Consider the following 18,340-nt stretch of genomic DNA (forward strand, 5'->3'; position numbering starts at 1 on the left):
GTCAGTTAGCCTTTAGCCGCAGAACGACCGTTGAAAGTGGTGGCAGGGTCAGGGTGACCGACTGGTCGTGCCCGTCGCAGGCCGTGGGTTGCGCGGTCACGGCGCCGAGGTTGCCCCGGTTGCCGCCCCCGTAGAGCTCGGAATCGGTGTTGAGCACCTCTTCCCAGACGCCCTCCGCCGGGACGCCAATACGGAAATCCGTGCGTTCGACCGGCGTGAAATTGCACATGACAACGACAGGCGCGTCGCCCGCGTCGCCGTAGCGCACGAAGCCGAGGGTCGATTGTGCCGGGTCGTTGCAGATCCATGCGAAACCCTCCGGCACGCAATCGCCCACGTGCAGGGCGGGGGTCTCGCGGTAGAGCTTGTTGAGGTCGCGGACCAACGTCTGCACCCCGCCATGGGCCGGCTGGCTGGCGGCGTCCCAGTTCAGGTCGCCATCGTGGCTCCATTCCTCGGGCTGCGCGAACTCGCAGCCCATGAACATCAGCTTCTTGCCCGGATGCATCCACATGTAGCCGTAGTAGGCGCGCAGGTTGGCGAATTTCTCGTCCAACGAACCCGGCATCTTCTCGAGCATCGACCCCTTTCCGTGCACCACTTCGTCATGGCTGATCGGCAGGATGAAATTCTCGGTGAACTGCCACATGATCGGGCGGGTCATCTCGTCGTGGTGGTGTTGGCGATAGATCGGGTCCATCTCCATGTAGGAGAGGGTGTCGTTCATCCAGCCCATGTTCCACTTGTAGCCGAAGCCGAGCCCGCCGGTGTGGACCGGCTGCGAGACGCCGGGAAAGGACGTGCTTTCCTCGGCCACGGTCATGACGCTGGCATCGGCCCCGTAGACGGCGATGTTCATCTCTTTCAGGAAGGAGATCGCCTCGTAATTCTCGCGGCCGCCGTCCTGGTTCGGGATCCACTCCCCCTCGTTGCGCGAGTAATCGCGGTAGAGCATCGAGGCCACCGCATCCACGCGCAGCCCGTCGAGGTGATATTCCTCCATCCAGTAGAGCGCATTGGCGACGAGGTAATTGCGCACCTCGGTGCGGCCGTAGTTGTAGATCAGGGTGTTCCAGTCCTGATGGAAACCCTCCTTCGGGTCGGCGTGCTCGTAAAGATGGGTGCCATCGAAGGTCGCCAGCCCGTGCTCGTCGGTCGGAAAATGGCCCGGCACCCAGTCGAGCAGCACGCCAAGGCCTTCGGCATGGGCCGCGTCGATGAAATCGCGAAACTCGTGGGGCGGGCCGAAGCGGATCGTCGGCGCATAGAGGCCGACGGGTTGGTAGCCCCAAGAGCCATCGAAGGGATATTCGGACACCGGCATCAACTCGATATGGGTGAAGCCCATGTATTTGACGTAGCCCACGAGGTCTTGCGCCAGTTCCTTGTAGGAGAGGGGGCGGCCGCCATCGTCGTACTTGCGCCGCCATGAGCCGAGGTGAACCTCGTAGATCGACACCGGCGCGCGGCGATCCGCGGCCTCTGCCCGGGTCTCCATCCACGCGCTGTCGCGCCAACCGTAGCCATCGATGTCGCGCACGATCGAGGCCTGCTCCGGCGGATGCTGAGAGCCGAAGCCGACCGGGTCCGCCTTCAGGCGGGTCGCGCCCTGCGCGTCGATCAGATGGTATTTGTAAAGCGCGCCCTCGCCGACGCCATCGATCGTCACTTCCCAGATGCCGTTGCTGCCCACCTGAGCCATGGGGGCGCGGGACGGATCCCAATCGTTGAAGTCGCCAATCACGGAGACGGCGCGGGCATTCGGCGCCCAGACCGCGAAATGCGTGCCCTCAGCGCTGACATGCGCGCCCAATACGCGCCACAACTGGCGGTGGGTGCCTTCGCCGAGCAGATACTTGTCAAAGTCCGTAATCGCGGGACGTCGCCCTGCGCTGTCATCCGCTTGCACCTCGGGCGCAGCCTTGCCGGACTTTTTCGCGGTTGGCCTTGAAGAGCCAGAGGATGTCTTTTTCGCCACGGTTTTCGCCTCGTTTACGGTGTCTGCGCCGAATTTTGGTAGCGCTAACATTGCCGCTCTGTCATTCCGTTAAACGAACCACAAGCGACTTTGTTCGCTGCCTGTGTAACTTGTGCAACGTGTTCAGCTTGGGCCGACATCACGCTTCACACCAGAAAAAACTTCGCCTTAGGGGGGCGGCCGATGTCTGAATGGTGGCGCGACGCCGTAATTTATCAAATTTACCCAAGATCTTATCAGGACAGCACCGGCGATGGTGTGGGCGATCTTGCAGGTATCACGCGGCGTCTGCCGCATGTGGCCGAGCTCGGCGCGGACTGCATCTGGCTGTCCCCGATCTTCCAGAGCCCGCAGGCCGACATGGGCTATGACGTGTCCGATTATCTGGCCGTCGATCCTCTTTTCGGCACGCTGGAGGATTTCGACCGCCTGATTCTCACCGCCCACGACCTCGGTCTGAAGGTCATCACCGATCAGGTTCTGTCCCATACCTCCGATCAGCACGCGTGGTTCAAAGCCTCGCGCAAGGATCGCACCAATGATTTCGCCGATTGGTATGTCTGGGCTGACCCGCTGCCCGATGGCTCTCCCCCGACCAACTGGCACAGCCATTTCGGCGGCCCGGCCTGGGAGTTCGACCCGCAGCGGGGGCAGTATTACCTGCACAACTTCCTCGCCTCGCAGCCGGATCTGAACTTCCACAATCCGGCCGTGCAGGATGCGATCCTCGAGACGGCGAAATTCTGGCTGGACCGGGGGCTGGACGGGTTCCGGCTCGATACGGTGAACTACTACGTCCACGACAAGCAGCTCCGCTCGAACCCGCCCGCCCAGACCCGGCCGCAGGTCATGGCGACCGATCTCTACGGGATGCAGGACAATATCTACAACAAGACCCGCCCCGAGAACGTCGCCTTCCTCGAGCGCCTGCGCGCTCTGACCGATCAATATGATGACATCATGATGGTCGGCGAAGTGGGAGAGATGGGCCGCCGCTCGATCGAGATCATGGGCGAATACACCAAGGGCAGCGACCGTCTGCACATGGCCTACAGCTTCGCCATGCTTGGTCCCGATTTCACCGCCGAACATTTCCGCGATTGTATCGAGGGTTTCCAGCAGGGGGCGCCGGACGGGCATCCCTATTGGTCCTTCTCCAACCATGATGTGCCCCGTCACGTCAGCCGCTGGGAGGAATATGCAACCAGCCACGACGCCATGGCGCGCATGACCTGCGCCATGCTGATGGCCTTCGAGGGCACCATCGGCATCTATCAGGGCGAGGAATTGGGCCAGTTGGAAACGGTCATGGAGTACCATGAGCTGACCGACCCGCCCGCCATCCGCTTCTGGCCCGGCGTGAAGGGCCGCGACGGCTGCCGCACGCCAATGGTGTGGGAGGCCGATGCGCCGAACGCAGGTTTCACCGACGGTGTGCCCTGGTTACCGGTGAAGCCGCCGCAGATCTCGCGGGCCGTCGATCAACAGGGGGAGGGCAGTATCCTCGCCTTCTACAAGGACGCCATCGCCTTCCGCAAAGCCAGCCCGGCGCTGCGCCATGGGGCGACCGAGTTCCTCAACCTGCCCGAGCCGCTTCTGGCGTTCCGCCGGGGGACGGACGAGGCCCTGACCTGCGTGTTCAACCTCTCGCCCGAGCCGATGACGCTGACGGTGGAAGTCAACGCGCGCATGACCGGCGCGGCGGCTGCGACGCTGGAAGGCGGCGTGCTTTCGCTGCCCGGCAACGGCTTTGCCTATCTCGAAGAGGCCGGGGCACTGAGCCTTCGCACCGCGTGATTTCGCGATGGGGCGGGGCGTCTGACCGGCGCGCCCCGCAATCCGCCTGAGCGATTGGGCGGATAAGGAAATACGATTTTGTTGATGAACCGGGGTGTCCTAGCCTTTGGCTGCGACACTGTCGCTTCCTGCCCGCGTGCAGAGCGTGCGGTGTTCAACCTGTCGGGCCGGGCCGCCTTTCTCGAAGGGTGCAGGCAGACGCCACGCCCCGTCCGACACGTTGCACTGCGCATCGGAATTACGCGCCGGGCCAAGAAATTGGAGACGAGACATTGAGAAACCTTCCAAAGATGTTCTTCGCAGTCGGAGCGATATTTGCACTCATCGGGATGGCCTGGGGCGTCCAGATGTCGGCCACCCATGACCACACCCTGTCACCCGCCCATGGTCACCTCAATCTGATCGGCTTCGTCGCCATGTCGGTCTTCGGCGCCTATTACGCGCTGACGCCCGCCGCGGCGGTCAGCCGGATCGGTGGCATACATTTCGCGCTGACAGTGGTGACGGTTCTGGTTCTCACGCCGGGAATTGCCATGGCGATTACGGAGCAGGGCGAGGGCCTGGCCCAGATCGGGTCCCTACTGGCGATCCTGACCATGGCGATCTTCGTCTACACCGTGCTGCGGCATGGCGTGGGTCCGGTCGGGGTCACGCATCCCGCCGAATAGCCGGCCGACCGCGCAACAGATTTTCATAGCTTCCAACAGCGCAGGTGCCTCGGCCCTGCGCTGTTTTTTCTATGTCCCTCCCATTGCCGTCTACAAATTCCGTCCACCACGCCGCTTGATTTCTCCAGCAAGATGCAGAACCAAAAAACCTCTTGCCGAAACCGGTTTCGGTACTCAGCTTGGTGCTCGGGAGGCGACTTTGAACTTGGATGCTACGACTATTCCAGAGAGGTCCGACACGCGTCGCGTGACAATTCGGGACGTGGCTGACGCGCTTGGCTTGACGAAGTCCACCGTGTCGCGGGCGCTCAACGGTTATCCCGACATCTCCGAGACAACGCGTCTGCGGGTAAAGCGGATCGCAGCCGAAATGAATTATCAGCCGCTGAGTTATGCGCAGGCCGTCAAGACGGGTCGCACGCGTTCCCTGGGGCTGGTGCTCCAACTTTCCGATCACGACGCCCATCGCCCGTTTCTGGCCGAATTCCTCGCCGGGGTCTCTGTCGCCGCCAGCGTCGAGGGCTACACGCTTACCGTCGCTTCGGCCGATACCGACCGAGACGTCATCGAAAGCTTCAAAGCGCTTCTGCGCGACGGGAAGGCCGATGGCTTCATCCTGCCGCGCGCCATGGTCAAGGACCCTCGCGCGGCGTTTCTGGCGCAGGAAGGCGTGCCTTTCGTGCTCTACGGCCGGCAGGATAACTCGCCGGCGAGTTGCTGGTTCGATATCCGGGGCGAGGACGCGATGGCACAAGCGGTGGCTCATCTCGCGGCGCTCGGGCACCGGCGGATCGGCTTTGTCGGCGGCGGAGCGATCTATAATTATGCGCGGTTGCGGCTCGAGGGTTTTCGGAAGGGCCTCAGCGACGTGGGCTTGCCCGAAGCGCCCGATTTGATCGGCGCCGATGCGGTCACCCTGCGCGAGGGCGAAGCCTCTGCTGCAGTGCTTCTCGATCTGGACGCGCCGCCGACCGCGATCGTCTGCGCCGTCGACCAAGCCGCTTTGGGTGCTTACCGCGCGGCCGAGAAGCGCGGGCTGCGGGTTGGCCATGATCTGTCGATCATCGGCTATGACGGCATTCAGGAGGGTGCCCACGCAGAACCGCCGTTGACGACTTTTGCCGTCGACAACGGGGCGGCGGGGCAAAAGCTCGCCGCTTTGCTGATCCGACGTATGCGCGGAGAAGACCCGTCGGCCCTGCGCCAGACGGAACTGGCAACCTTTCTGGATCGCGGCTCCACCGGGCCACGGGCGGAAAGATGAGACCACCTATCAAAGAAATTCTAAAAGGGAGGAAGATGATGAAACTGTCATTAAGAACTACACTGAAGGCCGGCGCCGCAATGGCGCTCGCCCTGGGCGCGAGCGCGGTTCAGGCCGAGGAACTGCGCTTCTGGACGACGGAAGAGCAGCCCGAACGCCTTGCGCGTCAGGAAGCCATGGCTGCGGATTTCGAGGCGGCAACCGGCCACAGCGTCGAAGTCATTCCGGTCACCGAGAGTGATCTTGGCACACGGGCTACCGCAGCTTTCGCGGCTGGCGATTTGCCGGACGTGATCTATCACACGCTGCAATACGCGGCCCCATGGACCGAAGCCGGCATTCTCGACACCGATGCCGCGACCGACGTGATTGAAGCACTCGGCGAGGATACCTTTGCGTCTGGCGCTCTGGAAATGGCAGCGGTGGACGGCGGCTACGCCTCGGTCCCGGTCGATGGCTGGACGCAGATGCTCGTCTACCGTGCGGACCTGTTCGAGGAGAACGGGCTGGAGCCGCCGACCTCCTATGCCAACGTGCTGGCCGCCGTCGAAGCCCTGCACAATCCGCCCGAGATGTACGGCTTTGTTGCCGCCACCAAGGTGGACGAGAACTTCATGAGCCAGGTGCTGGAGCATGTGTTCCTGGCCAACGGCGTCTCACCTGTCGGTCCCGATGGCGTGCAGCCGCTTGATGAAGCTGCAACCATCGAGGTGTTGGAATTCTACCGTGCCATCGCGGAGGCCTCGCCTCCCGGCGATCTCTACTGGGACCAGTCGCGCACGCTTTATTTCTCGGGCAACGCCGCGATGATCATCTGGTCGCCTTTCATCCTTGATGAGCTTGCCGGCCTGCGTGACAGCGCCCCGCCCACCATCAACGACGATCCGACCACCCGCGATCTGGCGGCGGCCACCGGCATCGTGACCAACTTCTCGGGTCCCTCCAATCCTGACGGCGCGGCCTGGGGTGACGTTCGCTACTTTGGCATCACGGCCGACGCGGCGACCGATGCGGCGATGGAGTTTGTCGAATACTCCATGGGTGAGGGCTACGGCGCCACGCTCGCCATCGCGCCTGAGGGCAAATTCCCCGTGCGTCGTGGCACGGCCGAGAACCCGACCGAGTATGTCGACCTCTGGGCCACCCTTGACGTGGGCATCGACCGCCGCGCGCCCCTTGGCGATCTCTACGAGGCGTCGATGATTGACGAGATCGTGGGGGGGCTGGACGTCGCGCAACGGTGGGGCGTGGCCGAGGGCCAGCTTTCCGCGGCCTCTGCGATCATCAACAGCCAGGTGATCAACCGCCTCGTGCGCGAATACCTCGACGGTGAGCGCGACGCGGCCGAGACCGTGGCCGCCCTGAACGAAGCAATCGCGTCGGTTCAGTAAGCGAAGACCAAACGGGGTGCCCCTTGGGGCGCCCCGACCCTCCGCACGTATTTTCCCCGTTTTTCAACCTGTTGGATCGCTCTCCATGGCGCAGGCTTCCCCCCCCACCGGAACCGGACCGCTCGCCCGGCGCGAGGCGCGCCTGGCGTGGCAACTCTTGCTGCCCACGATCACCGCGGTCGCGCTTGTCGTGATCCTGCCGCTCCTCGCGATCTTCTGGATTTCCGTCAAACCTGTCGGCCTCAGCGATCTGCGCGCACCTGAAGTCATCGCCCGTGAGGATATCCGCGGTGATACCGAGGCCGTCGGGGACGCGGCCAATATTCGTTATCGGCTGCGCAACTCCAGTCAGGATCGACCTATTTCCGGCGTGTCGCTCACCGACACGATCCCCGAGGGGCTTGCGGTGCAGGAGCTTGATCCCCGTTGCGCCCTCGATGGCCGCGCACTGAGCTGCACCTTCGGCGAGTGGGAGGCGGGCTTTCGTGACACGCTCCTGATCCCCGTCACCATCGAGCAGGCCTATCTGGACAATGACCTGCGGCCGCAAGACAGCCCGGTCGAGACCACCGGAAGCGCCTCGAGCGTGTTGACCGACGCGACGTTCACCTTCGAGAACTTCACTCGCATCTTTTCTGGCGAGGAGTTTTTCGAAGTGCTCTGGGTGACGCTTTTCTACACCGTTTTCGGCACTGTCGGAGCGCTTCTCGTGGGACTGTTCGCGGCGCTGCTTCTGAACAAATCCTTCAAGGGGCAGGGTATCCTGCGTGGGCTCTACCTCTTTCCCTACGTCGCCCCCGTCATCGCCGTGGCCTTCGCCTGGCTTATCCTTTTCGATCCGTTCTCGGGCTCGGCCAATGCGCTGTTGATCCAGATGGGCATTACCGACCAGTCGATCAATTTCTTCGGCGAGCGTCCGCTTGCGCTGATCATGGTGACGATTTTCGAGGTCTGGCGCTATTTCCCGCTGTCGTTCCTTTTCATTCTCGCGCGGATGCAGAGCATCGATTCCGACATGTACGAGGCCGCCGACATGGATGGCGCCTCGCCGTTCCAGCAATTCTGGTACCTCTCGGTGCCGCAACTTCTGGGCATCCTCAGCGTGTTGTTCCTGCTGCGCTTCATCTGGACGTTCAACAAGTTCGACGACATCTTCCTGCTGACCGGCGGTAACGCCGGCACCCGGACACTGACGGTGAACGTCTACGAGCAGGCCTTTGCGATTTCCAACATCGGGGCAGGGGCCGCCGTGGCGGTCGTGATCTTCTGTTGCCTGCTGCTCTTCTCGATCCTGTTCCTCAAGTACATCAGCCAGGAGGAAGGGCTATGAAGATGCTGCGCCACAACGCCGTGACGAGCGCGATTCTCGGTGCGCTCTGGATGGTCGTCCTTTCGACCACCATCGCCATCGTGATGAGCTTTGCCACCGGAGACCCGTTCCGTCCCCATATCCTCCTGTCGCTTATCTGGGGCGGCAGCGCCGGGGTCATTCTGGGTCGCGACCTCGGCGGTCGTATTGGCGCCGTGTTGGTGGCCGTCGCAATCGCTGCGGCCTGTCTGCTCGGGCTCGGGCCGCTTTTGGTAGGTGTCGAGGCCTCTGCCTTCTCCGCCAGCGTCGCGGCAATTCTTCTTGCGCTGTCCTTCGTCTGGTCCAGCGTCCTCATCTTGAACGATCTGCCCACGGGCGGGCTGACACGGCACGAATTCGAAGGCGCCGTGATCCGCTTTCTGACCGGTTTCGGCTACATCTTCTTCACCGCCATCGTCCTCATCCCCTTCTACGTCATGGTGATGACCAGCCTGAAAAATCAGGCCGAGTTGATGCAGAACCCGCTCGATTTCTCCATCGATCTCTCGCAGGGATGGGCGCTGTTTCGTTCCTATGACGAGCTGTTTACCCAGTTCAACTTCGGCACCTACCTGTTCAACTCCTTCACCATCTCGGTTCTGACGGTGTTCATCACCCTCGCCTTCGCCATTCCCGGTGCCTACGCGGTCGCGCGCTTGCGGTTCCGGGGGCGGGCCGCCTTTTCGCGGTCGATCCTGCTGATCTACATGGTGCCGATGATCGTTCTGGCGCTTCCGATCTACATCGGCTTCTCGATGACGGGGTTGCGGAATTCCCTCTGGGGTATCGTGATGATCTACCCGGTCACGACGATCCCCGTGGCGCTCTACATGTTGCAGGGCTACTTCCGGGGCCTGCCCGCCGAGATCGAGGAGGCGGGTCTGATGGACGGGCTGTCGCGGCTTGCGGTGATCTGGAAGATCACCCTGCCGCTGTCGCTGCCGGCGCTGGCATCGGTGTCGCTCTACATTTTCATGATCGCATGGAACGAGTTCCTGCTCGCCTTCATGCTGCTGGATGACCCCTCGCGGTTCACCCTGACGCGGGGGATCGCCTCGCTCAACTCATCAGAAATTCCGCGCCAACACCTGATGGCCGGGTCGGTCGTTGCCACGGTGCCGATCATGGCCCTGTTCCTTGGGTTGGAGCGGTTCATGACAAAAGGACTGACCGCGGGGTCAGTGAAGGGATGACTATGGAACTGGATGAACAGGCACGCGCGATCCTGCGGCTGAACGACATGGGCGGCTATACGCTGCCGACCCATGGTCTCTACCCCTATCAATGGAACTGGGACAGCGCCTTCGCCGCCTGGGGCTTTGCCACCTTCGATCCCGACCGCGCGTGGACCGAGATGGAAACGCTGATGTCCGGCCAGTGGGAGGACGGCATGGTGCCGCACATCCTGTTCCACCGCCCGGACGCCGGTTATTTTCCCGGGCCAGATGTGTGGCAGGGGCGGGGGCCGATCCCGTCGTCAGGAATTTCGCAGCCCCCCGTTGCCGCGAGCTTCATGGCCAAGATGCTGGACCTTGACCCGAGCGGAGAACCCCGCGCCCGCGCGCTGTGGAGCAAGCTGAAGAAATGGCACGCGTGGTTCATGGAATGGCGGCTCGATAAGGGCGCGGTCTGCATCACCCACCCTTGGGAAGCTGGTCGGGACAATGCACCGGACTGGGACGTTGCGATGATGGCGATCGACGCCAGTGACGTGGGCGAATACACCCGCCGTGACACCTCCCACGTCGATCCGGCAATGCGCCCCACGAAGTTCGACTACGACCGTTACCTGAAGCTGGTGCAGATCGGCGTCTCGGTCGGGTGGGATCACGAAAAGCTGCGCGAGATCAATCCGTTCCGCGTGGCCGACCCGACAATGACGTTCACCCTCCTGCGTGCGCAGCGGGACCTTCTGGCGATGGGGCGTCGGTTCGGCGAGGATGTCTCGGAGATCTCGGAGTGGATCACGACGCTCGAGATCGGCGCCGAGACCCTCTGGAATCCCGAACTCGGCGCCTACGACAGCCGTGACGCGCTCACCGGTATGTTCAACAACGTGCGCTCCAATGCCTCCGCGCTATGTTGGTACGCCGGCATCAACGATCCGCGCGCGGTGCCGGCCACCAAGCGCATGCTCGATGCCGCTGAATACGCCATCGCCAGCTTTGATCCCGAGGCCGAAGGTTTCGAGCCCTTGCGCTATTGGCGCGGGCCGGTTTGGCCGATCATGAATTACCTCGTGGGTTCCGGCATGGAAGAGCAGGGACAGATCGAGATGGCGGCCCGCATCCGGCAGGACACGGCCCGCCTGATGGAGCTCAACGGCTTTGCGGAATACTATGATCCCAACGAGGGCACGCCGGCAGGCGGCGGCAGTTTCACCTGGACGGCCGCCGTGTGGTTGGGGTGGGCCGGACGCCCCTCGGAACGTCAGAGAGGAGCGGCCTGATGTCATCCATTACGTTGAAATCAGTGGAGAAATGGTTCGGCACCGCGCAGGTCATCAAGGGTGTCGACCTCGAGATTGCCGAGGGCGAGTTCGTGATCTTCGTCGGGCCTTCCGGCTGCGGCAAGTCCACCCTCCTGCGGATGATCGCCGGTCTGGAAGAAACCTCGCGCGGGCAGATCCTGATCGGCGACCGTGACGCCACCTCCGAGCCGCCGAACAAGCGCGGGCTGGCGATGGTGTTCCAGAGCTACGCGCTCTACCCACATATGTCGGTGCGCGACAACGTTGGCTTCCCGCTGAAATCGGCGGGCCTCCCGAAGGCCGAGATCGAGGCGAAGGTGAACGAGGCCGCCGAGGTCCTGAAGCTCGACAGCTACCTCGACCGTCGCCCCAAGGATCTTTCCGGCGGGCAACGGCAGCGGGTGGCCATTGGTCGCTCCATCGTGCGTGATCCCACCGCCTTCCTCTTCGACGAGCCGCTCTCGAATCTCGACGCGGCCTTGCGGGTGGAGATGCGCTACGAGATCGCCAAGCTGCACCAGACCCTGAAATCCACGATGATCTACGTGACTCACGACCAGATCGAGGCGATGACCCTGGCGGACCGGATCGTGGTCCTGGAATTCGGCAAGATCGCTCAGGTCGGCACCCCGCGTGAGCTTTACGAGCGGCCTGCCAACCTCTTCGTGGCGCAGTTCATCGGCTCGCCTCGGATGAACGTGATGCCCATTGGTGCCGTGACAGGGGGCGAGACGCCGCCCGGCGGCGTTTCACTGGGCATTCGTCCCGAACATATCACCCTGACCGAGCCCGGCGCGGGCAACGTGGACGGGACGGTCGACATCCTCGAATACCTCGGCGCGGATACCTATGTGATCTTGTCATGCAACGAGGCCGGGCAGATCACCATGCGCGTCAACGGCGCGGCGCCCTGCAAGCCGGGAGACCGGGTTGGTCTGGCCTTTTCCGAGACCGACCGGCACGTCTTCGACAGCGACGGGCAGGCCGTCCGTTAAGGCTGGCTGGCGTGTGAAAACGTCGGCTGAGTAGCTGAGATCTATGAATATTTGCAAAGGTGAATGGTTGCGACCGTTCGCTTCGCATCGCGCACGTCTGTACGTGCGCTGCGTTCGGTTGAGCGCGGAATTGCCGCGGTGGTGAAAGCCGTGAAGGTTCTCAGAAAGAGCCAGTCATTCGGACCCTAGGATCGGATCCGTATAGATCGCGAGTTAGCCACCGACACTAGCGGGTTAGCCGGTAATTGCGGCGCGAATACAGAGGGTTGGGAGAAGTGGCAGCCCGTAGGGCTATCACTCTAACTTCTCAAGCAAAATCATAGCCTCTCTCATTATACTGTTTCTAAAATAAAAATTTCTACAACGCTACTCATACCCGTTCAGGGAACGTTATGAAATCTCAGTTCTTGTGTGGGAGCAAATGTGGGAGTAAACTGCGTTTGGCAATGAGGGAGCAGATTGACAGATGCCTTCACTTACTGTCCGAAAAGTTGCCAGTCTTCAACTGCCGGGACGGTATGGCGATGGTAACGGTCTGTATCTATTAATCGGACCGACTGGTGCGAAATCTTGGGTGCTGCGAACTGTTGTGCATGGTAGGCGGCGAGACCTTGGGCTTGGCTCGGCTGCATTGGTCTCACTCGCTGAGGCGAGGCAAGAGGCTCAAAATCTGCGCAAGATTGCGCGTAGTGGCGGCAATCCCGATACGGTGCGAAAACAAGAAAGCCTTACCTTCAAAGAAGCGACGCTGAGAGTTCACAAGAGTCTCATTCCAACGTGGCGTAGCGGCAAGCATGGGCAACTTTGGCTGAACTCAATGGAAAATCATGTTTTCCCCATCATTGGCGACCGACCGATTGATAGCGTTGAAACTGCGGATGTAATGGCCATCTTAGCTCCGGTTTGGACAACGACACCTGACACCGCGCGCCGTCTTAAACAACGTATCGCGCTGGTATTTGACTGGGCTAAGGGTGCTGGACACTACCATTCCGAAAACCCTGTAAACGGCGTGAAGAAAGCTCTGCCCAAAGTTAAACGCCTGGTCTCACACAGGTTGGCATTGCCGTGGCAGAAGCTGCCTGATTTCATGCTTGAGTTGCACACTCGAGATAGCATGTCTGCACGGGCTTTAGAGTTCTTGATATTGACCGCTACCCGTTCGAAGGAGTGCCGTTTCGCATGCTGGAGGGAGCTCACATCTGAGGATTGGAAGATACCCGCGGAGCGGATGAAACGAGAGGTTGAACACCGTATTCCATTGTCGGCCGCCGCTCGCGCTGTTCTGGAGCGTGTGAGGGGGATAGAATCTGAGTTAGTCTTTCCATACTTTTCACAACAGGGCGCCGAAGGCGGCAAGCCCCAGTCCGAGAATGCATTCCTCGCGCTTTTGAAGCGGATGCAACGTGACGACTTCACCCCACACGGCTTTCGTTCAACCTTTCGCGATTGGTGTAGTGAGTGCACGGACGTCAGCGACAAAGTTGCTGAAGCGGCGCTGTCTCATTCCACCGGCAATGAGACCGAGCAGGCCTATGCTCGCTCAGATCTCTTCGGCCGCCGCGTCGAGCTTATGGAAAAGTGGGGCGCGTTCGCGACTAGTAAGCTGCCTTTCGCGTAAATTATTCCCGAAGGATGCTTCTGCATCTCATAGCCGTTAAAGATACCTAGCTAATAATGTTCTTGCCCAAACGATGCGCGCGATACTACCATATTGGTACTGATAGGATAATTTTCTGGGGAAGGAATAGTGATATGGGATGGTTGGTGGTAGGATTGATTGTGATGGCAGCTGCATTGGTCAACGCCGGAGGGGTTGCGCCACCTGGTATGTTTTTGCTTGGGCTGGTGCTAGCGGCGTTCGGAGCGTACCGATTGTACAAAAAACACTTCGCAAAATTCTAGTACCGCTCTAGAGTGACGATCCCTGGGATTATTCTCACGGGCATCGCGATGCTCCCAATACGGAGTGTAGTGATGAAACTTCTTACCAAGAAGCAGGTGCGCGAAAAAGTCGGATTTAGCTTTGCTCATATCGACCGCATGGAGAACGCCAAGCGGTTCCCTCAACGGGTCAAAATTGGTTTCCGAGTGTTTTGGTCAGACGAGGAAATCGAGGTCTGGATAACCTCGCACTTGAATGCGCGCTCTTGACGGAGCCGGGGGAGGGGTGGTGCCTTCCCCCATTTACTTCGGTCTTCTGCTACCATCTGCTGCTGGCGATGGTATACCGCCTTTGTGCCCAAGGGGGACGTGTTTGCGTCATGGTGCACGTCGACGGTTAACTGGAAGATAATTATGTCCGTATTTGAAGAACTGGCTGCGCTTGAAAAGCGCAAGCAAGTCCTGCTGCAGAAGGCCAAGACAGATGCATTGGCGCGGGCCGAGGCCGCGGTGACCGAGCTAAATCAGCTCGGTTTCGGGTACCGATTACTCGCGCCGGGCTCAGAGACGCGGGCAACGCGTAAGACAGGGATTCGCGAGGCTGTGCGCGCGTTGATAGCTGCTTCTCCTACCGGTATCGCTCGAACTGCCATTATGGAAGCGATGAATGCGAGCGACAAGCGGACCCAACAGTCGGTAGCAAACGCTCTCGCGGCTCTTAAGAAAGCCGGTCTGGTTGAGAGCGATCGAGGGACGTACAAACCTGTTTCCCAGTGAACGACCGAGTTAGTTACCGCAACTAAGTTTAGAGCGTTCGAAAAGTGTCCTCATAGTACCTCAAAGCGTGACCTACCTTCTCCTGCCCGGTAGTTGTTTTCTCGTGACTCATCTCCTTTTCAGTAGATGATTGGGTCTGCGGAGCCAGCAAAGGTCAGCTCCGTGCCCTGGTGCTAAAGATTGATGTTAGTAGTATTTGACTCAGTGCTCGACTTCCGCATTACTACTTTTATGGAAGTAGGAGAGTGTGATGCGTGTGAACTTCACTCATTCCGAGGTAACCAAAGGGATACTTCGAAAGACAGCACATCCGGTGGTAATAGTTTCTGTTACTTTCTCAGAAGAGGAACGCGCGCTTATCGAACGCGAGAAATATGGTGGATACGTCCTGCTGGAATGTGTCCCGTACAACGCCCGCGCAGACCGCGATGAACGCATCTACTATCTCTACGTACGAAACTTATTGAACGGGTCATACGAGTTCATGGCTGAGAACAATGTCGATGCAAAAAACTTCGAAGAAGCGGTGGTTGATAAGCTCAAGCTGTTGAAGGTTCATCTCGAAGAAGGCAGCTCGGCGGCGACGAGCAAGACCGTTGAAATCTGACATTGAAGGCATCGTCGGGCTGGTAATTATCTGCGGCTTGTTGGCGGTGACTTTTACGTTGGCGCTCTATCTCACACCTTACGTTCTGCTAATAGGCGGGGCAGGGCTCTTGGGCTATGCGTGGTTCCATCACCCGGCGCGCCGTGAGAAAGAAAGCCGGGAGATGACGCTCTCGCTTTACGAGGACGTTTTGCGCCAATCCAAGTCTGTTTCAGTAGGTCATGAGTTGGACCGTGCTTTAGCGCGGTATTCAGAAGCGATACGGGTACAATGTGCGCCGATTGCCCATTCGCTCTTGGCGTCAGAACTTCTGACCCCCGATGTGCCGGAGCCGCCTGCGGTGTGTAATTCGATTGAGGGCGCACGGTACCGCGATAGCTTGGCTAAGATTGCTCAGAACAAATCAGACAGTCGCAAGGTGCGGTTGGCCGTCGACATGGTTTTGGACGCGATCGATGCAGTAGCGGGGCAGGTTCCGGAAATTGAGGGCGATGTCACGGCTGACGTTGCCTTCTGCCTGCGAGATATCCCTGAAGCGGTGACCGAGGCGATTGTCCCCTTCTACCGCGAGAATGACTACAATCTGTTCGCCGGATTGCGCGGCACGCTGGACCTCAATTTCAACCGGGCTCGCTGTGTCTACCCAGTCGAATACACTAAACCGGATGTGGTTCATGCCTACCTCCAAAACACGGCGTTGGAGCGGCTCTTTAAATTGAAGGTGCCGTTTGGTGTGCCAGAGCCACTTAGGTACGAGCACACATTCATGGTGGCGGGCACTGGCCACGGTAAGACCCAAACCATCCAACATCACATTGCCCATGACTTAGCCGGTTTGGGTCAGAAATCGGTGATTGTGATTGATAGCCAGCGGGAGCTTATCGATAACATCTTACGGCTGAATATCCCGAAAGAGCAAATTGTCCTTATCGACCCGGAAGACATCGAATTCCCAGTGGCCATCAATCTCTTTTCGGCCGGAGGAGACCGACTGGTGGGTTATTCGACGCTCGAGCGCGAGCAGTTGCGTAACTCTATCGTGGAGCTCTACGAGTTTGTGCTGGCTTCCATTATGGATACCAGCCTGACTGGACAGCAATCCGTTATCTTTCGTTATGTGACGCGACTCATGTTGGAAATCCCAGGCGCGACCCTGCACACCTTCCTTGATATCCTGGAGGGCGGCGACTACCGCCAATACATCGAGAAATTGGAGGGCGTGTCTCGGTCCTTCTTCGACAACCAGTTCAAGGACCCTGGCTTCAAACGCATGCGCGAAGCGGTCATACGACGCCTCTACCTCATCCTGGAAAATCGAATATTTGATCGGATGTTTTCCAACCCGGAAAGCAAGTTTGACCTGTTTGCTGAGATGAACACGGGCAAACTCATCCTTATCAACACGTCAAAGGCCACGTTGAAGGAAACCGGCACCAAAGCCTTTGGGCGGTTCTTCATTGCTATGATTGCCCAAGCGGCAGCAGAACGCGCCCTAATACCCAAAGACGAGCGTGTTCCCTGCATCGTGTATCTGGATGAGGCGCAAGAATACCTTGATGCGAATGTGAGCGTGATCCTGTCTCAAGCACGCAAGCAAAACATCGGCCTGTTCATGGCCACGCAAGATCTCGAGAAAATTCCCCGGTCTGTGCTGAGCTCGATCCAAGCCAATACGTCTGTCCGGATGGCGGGTGGAACTTCGGCAACAGATGCCCGAGCCATGGCTTCAGAAATGAATGTGACAGTTGATGCAATTAAAGAGTTACCGAAGCTGACGTTCGCCACTTATGTGAAGGGCTTTGTCTCCCGTGCCATCCCAGTGACGTTCCCGGTGGGCACGATGGAGGCGTTGCCGAAACGGAACGATATGGACGAGTTGAAAGCCTATCAGCGAGAGAAATACGCGGTGGCTCCTTATGTGGACGGCGAAGGGTTCACGATGAGCGATTCGGGTCCCGACAAATCGGCTGAGGAGCCGTTCGAAGATACATGGTAGGTCAGCCCTACTCATCCTGACCGTCCTTCTCAGGATGGGCTCACACCGCTAGAATTGACCTATGCCGCGTCGCCACCGCCTCACTCCAGAGAAGGGCCTCAAACATGCTCCCTGGCGCTTTACGGCGACCGACGAGGCTGTCCTGACCCGACTGACTCAGTATCGATATCTTAAGAGTGTTACGCTTCAAAAATTGACAGGACGTCCAATAGCGACTGTGAATTACTCGCTGAGGAAACTGTTCGACCGCCGTCTCATCGACAAACCCCATCGTCAGGTAGAGGGATTTAACCACCTCAACGCGCCAGACATTTATGAAATCAATGCGCGGGGCAGACGATGGTTAGCTGAGGATGTGCCAGAAGTGACGACCTTAAGCCGTACCCACTCTGAGGGGCCACCCAAGCATTTCGCGCACAGCGTGGGGATTTGTGATGCCTTGGCTGAGATAGAACTTGAGGTGACGGCAGCCGGCAATGAGTTCATCCCTGCGGAAACCATCTTGGCCAATGTGACCGTGCCTAATCCGCTCAAGATGTCCTGTACGATTGAGCACACGTTTCCTAATGGGAAGCATGAACGGCTGGAGACGTTCATCATACCGGACGGAGTGTGTGGGATCCGCCAAGCTGGCGGTAAGTCCGAGTTGATTTTTTTGGAGGTCGAGCGGTGCAATCCAGTTCGGCCTCTGACTCTTGGTCGCGCGTCTATGCTGCGCAAGACACTTTGTTACGAAGACATACGGTCAACTGGCCTAACAAAACGCTTGGGAAAGAAGGATTTCTCTGTGCGGTATTTCCACATTCTCTGAGCGTTGCACAACCTTGCTTTACTGCTCCCATGGTTGTTCGAGCTGTCGCCCAACTACCCGAAAGCCATCGCCCTAATAATGCAACAGCTACAAATGTAAATATTTGCGATTCGGATTTTCGAATGGAGGTCTGAGACCCTTTGAATTCCTACACAGAAAAGCTGAGCAGTTCAAAACGAGAGCCTAGCCTCAACCTGACATGCCCTGGATGCGAATGTAATGTCTCATAGTGAGCGTTATGGGGCCGAAGTATGCGCCGGAAAGGACAAGGCCGAAAAGGAGTTTTGAGGTCTGGTAAGGCGATTGTATATTTTAGCCAATTTTTTAATGTTCACGGTGGCAAAAAATGCGTCA

Annotated in this window: 15 protein-coding genes; 14 read left to right on the forward strand and 1 reads right to left on the reverse strand. The window is 59.3% G+C overall.

The window, feature by feature from the left end; all coding sequences use genetic code 11:
- Position 1: 1 nt before the first annotated feature.
- Positions 2-2,029: a 1,4-alpha-glucan branching protein GlgB gene (gene glgB, locus KYE46_RS07035; protein ID WP_219004453.1), complete on the reverse strand. Its 2,028-nt coding sequence runs from the start codon at positions 2,027-2,029 to the stop codon at positions 2-4.
- A 132-nt stretch (positions 2,030-2,161) separates the two neighbouring features.
- Between glgB and KYE46_RS07040 the strand changes: the two genes are divergently transcribed.
- The 14 genes from KYE46_RS07040 (at position 2,162) to KYE46_RS07105 (ending at position 17,986) form a co-directional block, all read left to right on the forward strand.
- Positions 2,162-3,775, forward strand: coding sequence for an alpha-amylase family glycosyl hydrolase (locus tag KYE46_RS07040; protein ID WP_219004455.1), 1,614 nt, complete (start codon positions 2,162-2,164; stop codon positions 3,773-3,775).
- A gap of 290 nt (positions 3,776-4,065) precedes the next feature.
- Positions 4,066-4,443 carry a hypothetical protein gene (locus tag KYE46_RS07045; protein ID WP_219004457.1) on the forward strand — a complete coding sequence of 126 codons (378 nt, stop codon included), beginning with the start codon at positions 4,066-4,068 and terminating at the stop codon, positions 4,441-4,443.
- A 247-nt stretch (positions 4,444-4,690) separates the two neighbouring features.
- Positions 4,691-5,707, forward strand: a complete 1,017-nt coding sequence (locus KYE46_RS07050; RefSeq protein ID WP_247716939.1) for a LacI family DNA-binding transcriptional regulator — start codon at positions 4,691-4,693, stop codon at positions 5,705-5,707.
- A gap of 80 nt (positions 5,708-5,787) precedes the next feature.
- Positions 5,788-7,098 (forward strand): ABC transporter substrate-binding protein, encoded by a 1,311-nt coding sequence (locus KYE46_RS07055; protein WP_428845081.1) that lies wholly within the window; start codon positions 5,788-5,790, stop codon positions 7,096-7,098.
- An 85-nt stretch (positions 7,099-7,183) separates the two neighbouring features.
- Positions 7,184-8,428, forward strand: coding sequence for a carbohydrate ABC transporter permease (locus tag KYE46_RS07060; RefSeq protein ID WP_219004462.1), 1,245 nt, complete (start codon positions 7,184-7,186; stop codon positions 8,426-8,428).
- Positions 8,425-9,639 (forward strand): carbohydrate ABC transporter permease, encoded by a 1,215-nt coding sequence (locus tag KYE46_RS07065; RefSeq protein ID WP_219004463.1) that lies wholly within the window; start codon positions 8,425-8,427, stop codon positions 9,637-9,639. The genes KYE46_RS07060 and KYE46_RS07065 overlap by 4 nt, the downstream gene beginning before the upstream one ends.
- Positions 9,636-10,895, forward strand: coding sequence for an MGH1-like glycoside hydrolase domain-containing protein (locus KYE46_RS07070; protein WP_219004465.1), 1,260 nt, complete (start codon positions 9,636-9,638; stop codon positions 10,893-10,895). The genes KYE46_RS07065 and KYE46_RS07070 overlap by 4 nt, the downstream gene beginning before the upstream one ends.
- The gene (locus KYE46_RS07075) at positions 10,895-11,911 is read left to right on the forward strand and encodes an ABC transporter ATP-binding protein (protein ID WP_219004467.1); all 1,017 of its coding nucleotides are present in this window, start codon (positions 10,895-10,897) and stop codon (positions 11,909-11,911) included. Before KYE46_RS07070 ends, KYE46_RS07075 begins: the two co-directional genes overlap by 1 nt.
- Before the next feature lie 466 nt (positions 11,912-12,377).
- Entirely contained in the window at positions 12,378-13,532 is a 1,155-nt protein-coding gene (locus KYE46_RS07080; RefSeq protein WP_219004469.1) for a tyrosine-type recombinase/integrase, read from the forward strand.
- A 356-nt stretch (positions 13,533-13,888) separates the two neighbouring features.
- Positions 13,889-14,065 carry a helix-turn-helix transcriptional regulator gene (locus KYE46_RS07085; protein WP_219004471.1) on the forward strand — a complete coding sequence of 59 codons (177 nt, stop codon included), beginning with the start codon at positions 13,889-13,891 and terminating at the stop codon, positions 14,063-14,065.
- 144 nt (positions 14,066-14,209) lie between these two features.
- The gene (locus KYE46_RS07090) at positions 14,210-14,572 is read left to right on the forward strand and encodes a hypothetical protein (protein WP_219004473.1); all 363 of its coding nucleotides are present in this window, start codon (positions 14,210-14,212) and stop codon (positions 14,570-14,572) included.
- A 250-nt stretch (positions 14,573-14,822) separates the two neighbouring features.
- Entirely contained in the window at positions 14,823-15,179 is a 357-nt protein-coding gene (locus KYE46_RS07095; protein ID WP_219004475.1) for a hypothetical protein, read from the forward strand.
- Entirely contained in the window at positions 15,169-17,175 is a 2,007-nt protein-coding gene (locus KYE46_RS07100; RefSeq protein WP_219004477.1) for a type IV secretory system conjugative DNA transfer family protein, read from the forward strand. Before KYE46_RS07095 ends, KYE46_RS07100 begins: the two co-directional genes overlap by 11 nt.
- Before the next feature lie 61 nt (positions 17,176-17,236).
- A complete protein-coding gene (locus KYE46_RS07105; protein WP_219004479.1) occupies positions 17,237-17,986 on the forward strand; it encodes a replication-relaxation family protein in 750 nt (249 codons plus the stop codon).
- Positions 17,987-18,340: the final 354 nt, after the last annotated feature.

This window comes from Gymnodinialimonas ceratoperidinii, assembly GCF_019297855.1.
GTDB lineage: Bacteria > Pseudomonadota > Alphaproteobacteria > Rhodobacterales > Rhodobacteraceae > Gymnodinialimonas > Gymnodinialimonas ceratoperidinii.